Source organism: Mesorhizobium sp. M7A.F.Ca.CA.001.08.2.1, assembly GCF_003998455.1.
GTDB lineage: Bacteria > Pseudomonadota > Alphaproteobacteria > Rhizobiales > Rhizobiaceae > Mesorhizobium > Mesorhizobium ciceri.
In genome coordinates, this window is record NZ_RZPW01001003.1 from 1 (window position 1) to 1,821 (window position 1,821).

Here is a 1,821-nt window from a genome sequence, read left to right on the forward strand (position 1 = left end):
GGGTTGGGGAATACTGAAGGACGCACGCCTCTACCAGCTCATCCGACAAACCGGGCCGATCGCGGATCGAACCTTCGAGATCGAATTCTACGAAGAGGGAGTGCGGGCCTATGCCTTCACTTTCGGATAGCAGCAGGCCGTTCTTATCGAGTTCCCCAGCCGCGCCACTGCGGTGACTTGGTATAACTCGGCGGAATGTCGAGCCACCTTGCCGCTCCGCACATTGCGCGTCCCAGTCCTCAATTGCCGCGTCATGGAACCAGTAATTTCAAGCGGCGCATTCGTCTGGCGCTGAGACCAAAGTATTGACAACACTATCGTACAATAGATCGATCTAAATAACTGGGCTTATAAGCGATCTTCATCCGATTCAGCAGTTTTGTGGACAGGAGTTCGGATTATGATACTGAGGTCTCTCATCACGCAGCCGGCATCAATCTTTCGCGAATTCGTTGCACCTCGCTATCGGCCTGAACTCCACTACATGCGCGGTCCCGGTCCAGCCTACACGCGTCGCGCGGTCATGGTCGGGGCGAGAAGTGGTTCTGTAGACTGTAATCTCTGGCCGCTCTGCCGTTGTCATATCGGTTGCGCCATTGACACCCGCAGCAAGCCCGCACCCAGCGGGGCTGTCGCAGGCATGACGCTGCTGGCCCTGGTCGCCGCAGCACTGATCGCTGCTACACTGGTCGGCGTAAGGGCGTACCTCCTGACATCCGATGCGATGGCGCACGATGTGTCGCCATCCGCTACGCACCCGCAGGGATGGTCTTATCCTTCTCTTGTCGGCCCGGGTACAATTGCCGAGAAGTCGCTGACAGCGATGGAGCGGAGCCCGAAGGATATGTCGTCGAGGAGATGGGCGAACTGATCACCTACGCAGGAGGTTGGCAGACGGTCGTCGTCGTGCGCGCCGCATCCTTTCGCAGATACACTCTCGAAGCTTCCGACTATGAGCGCAAGCGGATCGCCGAACCCGCCGTCAGCAAGCGCCCTAAGAGTGGGGAACATGGCGCGAGAATCGGGCACCCAATGTTTCCCTTAGTGTTGCATCCGCGATGTCCGCTTCTGGAGGGCGGCAGGGGCCAGCGGAATGACCTAGATTAGGCGCAAAGCTGACGCCAACGCCGGCGCTTGGAAATGTCGATTAGACTAGCTAAGGGGAAAATGGAACAGCACGGTATTTCCGCAGCGCATCAAGTAAAGTCCAATCTCATCCGAGCTCATGGACCGCTACGCCCGGCACTACAGTCTTGGCGATCTCGCACAGGTGCTGGTGATGTGTCAGGTAGATTACCTGTCCTGCACTTGCCATCTCCCCAAACAACCTGAAAACCTCCTCCGACCGGACATGGTCGAAGGTCTCCATGATGTCGTCGGCGATGAATGGTACTGCGGGTCGAAACTGTGCGAACTCGTAATACCCGGCAAGCCTGAGCGCCAGGTAGAGCTGAAAACGTGCCCCTTTTGACAGCGCGTCGGCGACCTTGGATTGCCCGTCGCGCTGCAACGCGATGAGCACTTCCCCACCCTTCACGGGCTGGGTTGTCAGGCCAGAGTACTGGCCGCGCGTCATGAGAGCGAATGCGTCCGATGCGCGCTCCATCATCCCGGAGCGATGACGTTCACGGTAGACGCGCAAAGCATTGCCAGCCGACATTATTCCCAATTTCAGCTCGATATAGCGGACGGCCTTTTCCTCGATTTCCAGAAGGACGGTGCGCCGTTCGGCATCTATGCGGGCAACAGCACTGTCGCCGCCAATAGCGTCCAGCTTGTCGGTCGCGCGCGTCTGCCGAATGAGCTGGTGCTGTATTGCCT

At 58.3% G+C, this 1,821-nt stretch carries 4 protein-coding genes; 3 read left to right on the top strand and 1 reads right to left on the bottom strand.

Annotation, left to right across the window (positions count from 1 at the left end; genetic code table 11):
- Window positions 1-13 precede the first annotated feature (13 nt).
- From EN914_RS34035 to EN914_RS38520, 3 genes are all read left to right on the top strand, one after another.
- Entirely contained in the window at window positions 14-130 is a 117-nt protein-coding gene (locus EN914_RS34035) for a hypothetical protein (RefSeq protein ID WP_348631958.1), read from the top strand.
- A 15-nt stretch (window positions 131-145) separates the two neighbouring features.
- Window positions 146-295 carry a hypothetical protein gene (locus EN914_RS40220; protein WP_081714399.1) on the top strand — a complete coding sequence of 50 codons (150 nt, stop codon included), beginning with the start codon at window positions 146-148 and terminating at the stop codon, window positions 293-295.
- A gap of 345 nt (window positions 296-640) precedes the next feature.
- Window positions 641-871, top strand: coding sequence for a hypothetical protein (locus EN914_RS38520; protein ID WP_164764973.1), 231 nt, complete (start codon window positions 641-643; stop codon window positions 869-871).
- Window positions 872-1,213: 342 nt separating this feature from the next.
- On the opposite strand, the gene EN914_RS34050 is transcribed toward EN914_RS38520, so the two are convergent.
- A partial coding sequence (locus EN914_RS34050) for an ATP-binding protein (protein ID WP_407067830.1) occupies window positions 1,214-1,821 on the bottom strand: 608 nt, incomplete at its 5' end.

Coding starts and splice junctions, on each gene's coding strand:
- EN914_RS38520 (WP_164764973.1), top strand. CDS start 641: ATGACGCTGCTGGCCCTGGTCGCCGCAGCACTGATCGCTGCTACACTG.